The organism is Flavobacterium sp., from assembly GCF_044371705.1.
In the GTDB taxonomy this organism is placed as follows: domain Bacteria; phylum Bacteroidota; class Bacteroidia; order Flavobacteriales; family Flavobacteriaceae; genus Flavobacterium.
In genome coordinates, this window is the sequence record NZ_JBILTE010000202.1 from 1 (window position 1) to 4,559 (window position 4,559).

4 protein-coding genes and 1 pseudogene are annotated in these 4,559 nt (G+C 35.2%); all 5 read right to left on the reverse strand.

The genetic code is table 11. The features are described from left to right. Window positions 1–579, reverse strand: a pseudogene (locus tag ACIQ2S_RS11560) (kynureninase); the annotation flags it as partial. 306 nt (window positions 580–885) lie between these two features. Beyond that, window positions 886–1,935: a tRNA preQ1(34) S-adenosylmethionine ribosyltransferase-isomerase QueA gene (gene queA, locus ACIQ2S_RS11565; protein ID WP_396176144.1), complete on the reverse strand. Its 1,050-nt coding sequence runs from the start codon at window positions 1,933–1,935 to the stop codon at window positions 886–888. A gap of 194 nt (window positions 1,936–2,129) precedes the next feature. After that, complete coding sequence (gene aroA / locus ACIQ2S_RS11570) at window positions 2,130–3,404, reverse strand: 3-phosphoshikimate 1-carboxyvinyltransferase (protein WP_396176146.1); 1,275 nt, start codon at window positions 3,402–3,404, stop codon at window positions 2,130–2,132. 71 nt (window positions 3,405–3,475) lie between these two features. Continuing rightward, window positions 3,476–3,802, reverse strand: a complete 327-nt coding sequence (locus tag ACIQ2S_RS11575) for a nucleotide pyrophosphohydrolase (protein ID WP_396176148.1) — start codon at window positions 3,800–3,802, stop codon at window positions 3,476–3,478. After that, window positions 3,803–4,559 (reverse strand): Fic family protein (locus ACIQ2S_RS11580; protein WP_396176150.1); only part of this gene is annotated, 757 nt, incomplete at its 5' end.

The window sequence follows — 4,559 nt, forward strand, 5'->3', positions numbered from 1 at the left end:
GCCAATTAAAACCAAAGCTAACTCATCACCTATTTCTTCAATCTTAGCTAAAATATCTTCCAAGCGAATGTTATGTTCCCCTTCTCTTCTTTTAATTTCTACAATGATTTCCTTAGGATTTATTCCTAAATTTTGTGCATGAAACTGAGCCTGACTTTGAAACATGTATTGATCGGAGGGAAAGGCTTTTTCTTCACAAAGAATTTTATATTTTTTTTGAGTTGGACGGTAAAATGAAACCATCATTAAGTGAAGATTCACCGTAAGTGTATTCATTACTGTTATCTCAGACGGTCTTGCACCGACAATTCCACTTAAAGGAGCGGCAAAACGTTCGTGGTAATCCCACCAAGGTTTATCTGCATAAAAGTGACCTTCCACCGCGAGATTTGCCCAATCGTTCATTACTTCATCTACATATGCTTTGGTTCGCTTGGGTTGTAATCCCAGTGAATTTCCGGTAAAGTAAATAACTTTAGTACCATTTACTGTTGGGAAAATAAATTCGTCACGGTATTTAAAAAGTTCGTCTTGGGCGTCTAATTGTTTTGCAAATTCGCGTGTATTTTGAAAATTCATGCCATAGTTTGTTTGAGTGGTAAAGATACTAATTTTTTGGATTCTGTACGGACAAGTCGCAACCTGTCACTTCGCGATTAGAGATAAACTATTTTGAAATCAAATTTTGTTTACAGCACTATTTGCGTTAGGGATTGCAGCGGAAAGCCCACAGCACAAAATGTCAATTTTCTTGGGTACAAAAAGCGACCAAAGGGAGCTCTTTTGTGTCCTTAGAAAATGGCATTTTGGGCGAGGACTTGGAGTGAAAAGCCCGTATAACGCCCAAAAAAAATCCCAACCTAAAAAGATTGGGATTTTGAATTTTTAGATGATTAACATCGCATCGCCATACGAATAGAATCGGTATTTTTCTTTAATTGCTTCTTCGTACGCTTTTTTCATTAAATCATGTCCGCAAAAAGCAGAAATCATCATTAATAATGTGGATTTTGGTGTATGAAAATTGGTAATCATACAATCGGCAATACTAAAATCATACGGCGGGAAAATAAATTTATTGGTCCACCCTGTAAAAGGATTCAACTCTCTGTTTGAGGAAACTGAACTTTCAATAGCTCTCATCGAGGTGGTTCCTACACAACAAATTCGTTTCTTTTTTATTTTTGCAGCATTCACAATATCACAGGCTTCCTGATTAATGATTAATTCCTCAGAATCCATTTTATGTTTTGATAAATCTTCCACTTCAACGGGATTAAAAGTTCCAAGGCCAACGTGTAAGGTCACTTCGGCAAAATTTACTCCCTTAATTTCCATTCTTTTCATCAAATGTTTAGAAAAGTGCAAACCAGCGGTTGGTGCCGCTACAGCTCCTTCCACTTTTGCATAGATGGTTTGGTACCGTTCTTCATCTTCCGGAGTCACTTCTCGCGTGATGTATTTTGGTATGGGAGTGTCGCCAAGTTCACGCAATTTTAAACGAAATTCTTCGTACGAACCATCGTAAAGAAAACGCAATGTTCTACCTCTTGAAGTTGTATTATCAATTACCTCAGCTACTAATGAATCGTCATCGCCAAAGTATAATTTGTTTCCTATTCTAATTTTTCTCGCAGGATCTACTAAAACATCCCAAAGACGTTGTTCCGCATTCAGCTCACGTAATAAAAACACTTCTATTCTAGCACCTGTTTTTTCCTTATTCCCGTATAAACGAGCAGGAAAAACTTTGGTATTATTCATAATCATGACATCGCCATCGTCAAAATAGTCAATAATGTCTTTAAATAATTTGTGCTCGATGGTTTTCTTTGCCCTGTTTATAACCATTAAACGAGATTCGTCACGGTTTTCTGCTGGATATTCAGCCAATAGTTCGGTTGGAAGATTGAATTGAAAGTGTGATAATTTCATTAAAAGTAGATTAAAAGTTTAAAAGTTTAAAAGTTTAAGGGTTATATCCGAAAACATCTAAAATTCAAGTTGCAAATATACACCTGCGAAGTAGGGGTTGTCAAGTGTTTTGATGTTTATTTTTTCAGAAAGGTGCTAAGGTGCTAGGACACTAGGGTTCTAAGTTAAATTTATTCTGAAAAACCCTAAGTTCGTTATCTTATTTGAAAACCAAATGATTTTAAATCATCCCAAAAGGTAGGATATGATTTTGAAACTACCTCAGCATTTTGAATGGTAATTGGCATTTTAACTGCTAAAGTGGCAAAAGCCATTGCCATTCGGTGGTCTTGGTAGGTAGCCACCCCACCCTGCGGGTACCCCTCTAAAGGGGAATATTCGTTTTCAAATAAATTATGAGCTAAAAGTGTCAAACTATCATTTGTAACTGAAATAGTTGCTCCGAATTTAGATAGTTCATTTTTAAGTGCTTCCAATCGGTCGGTTTCCTTGATTTTTAATGTGTGTAAACCGGTTAAATGGCACTCAATTCCTAGTCCGAAACAAGTGACTGCGATAGTTTGGGCGATATCGGGGGAATCGCTTAGTTTAAAGTTTAAAGTTTCAGGTTTCAGGTTATTTACTTTGTGCAAAATTATTCCGTTACTTTCGAAGACCGTTTGAACACCGAAACTTTTGTAAATTTCGACCAAAGCGGCATCACCTTGCAAGCTGTTTTTTTTGTAGCTGGAAAGTGTAATTTGTGTCCCGATTTCTGATAAAGCAATGATGGAATACCAATAGGAGGCTGATGACCAATCGGATTCTATAATTAGAGGTTGCGGGTTGCGGGTTGCGGGTTGCGGGTTGATTTTGATACAATTCACTTCAAAAGAAGTTTCAACACCAATTTCGTTTAATAAGGCTAAAGTCATTTTAATATACGGAACAGAGGTGATTTCACCGTGAAGTGTCAATTCTAAACCGTTTTCCAGTTTTGGAGCAATTAATAATAAGGCCGAAATATATTGACTGCTAACATTGGCATCAAGCGTTACTTTATTTTTTGAAAGTTTTTTCCCTTTGATTCTTATGGGCGGAAAACCTTCGTTTTCTTCATAGGTTATATCTGCACCTAGATTTTTTAAAGCATCCACTAAAATTTTTATCGGACGTTCTTTCATTCGGGAAGAACCAGTCAAGATTACCTCTTTTCCTTCTTGAATGGCAAAAAAGGCAGTGAGAAATCGCATGGCTGTGCCGGCGTGATGAACGTCAAAAAGATGGAAGATGGAAGATGGAAGATTGAAGTCTTGTAAAACTTTAAGCATCACTTCGGAATCATCGGAATTGGAGGTGTTTTCTAAAGTGATGTTCGGGTACAATGCTTGCAACAACAACAATCGGTTAGTTTCAGATTTGGAACCGGTGATTTTAAGTTGAAGGTTGCGAGTTGCGGGTTGCGGGTTGTATGAAAGGCTTAGATTCATTTTTTTGTATAATGTATATTGCAAAGCTGTATAATGTAATTTTCCACACAATAAATCTTTACAAAAGACAGTTATTTCAGTTTGTCATTATTCTGATGTCTATCATGATCGCGTTTGGTTTTGATATCCATTTTTTTATCAAAAGCGGCTTGCAAATCGACTCCAGTCTGGTTGGCGAGGCACAAAACTACAAAAACCACATCGGCCAATTCTTCGCCTAGGTCTTTGTTCTTATCACTTTCTTTTTCGGATTGTTCGCCGTAACGACGAGCGATAATTCGGGCTACTTCACCTACTTCTTCAGTAAGTTGAGCCATGTTTGTTAATTCATTGAAATAACGAACACCGTGGTTTTTAATCCATTTATCCACTTCGAGTTGGGAATTTTTAAGGTTCATTTATCTACTTTTTAATATTTGGAGTAATTTATCATTAATAAAATAATTACTCTTTCCTATTTTTACTTTTTTTAAAAACTGATTTTCATCTTCAACTAATGCATTCAAATAACTAGCTGCTGTGTTTCTATGTACACCAAGCTTTTTTTCAATAAAATCAATTTTTGTGTAGGGATGTTTAAATATAGTGTTTATCAAATCGTGACTATAAAATTTATGATTAGCTCGTATTTTTTGTTTGTAATCATCCATTAACAATTTTATGTTATTAACTACTTTAATTGTGTCTTTAGAAGTTATTTCAACACCTTTTAACATCCAAATTATCCATTCTTCCCATTTATTTTCGGTACGAACCTCTTGTAGTAACTTGTAATAATCTGATTTATTTTTTATGATATAACTACTTAAATACAATACGGGAATATCGATTAATTGTTGCTGTACTAAATACAACATATTTAAAATTCTTCCTGTTCTTCCATTGCCGTCATAAAAAGGATGAATACTTTCAAATTGATAATGAATAATTGGCATTTTTATTAACCCATCAATTTCATGAAATGATGCATCATTAATGTAAACTTCTAAATTTTCTAAAAGTTTGATTATTTCTAAATGATTTTGAGGTGGTGTATACACAACTTCCTGTGTTTTTGGATTCTTTAAAACAGTACCGGGAACTTTACGAACTGGATGATTAGGAGAAACAATTTCTTGTATTTTCTTAATATCATTAGTAGTCAAAATTCCTTTC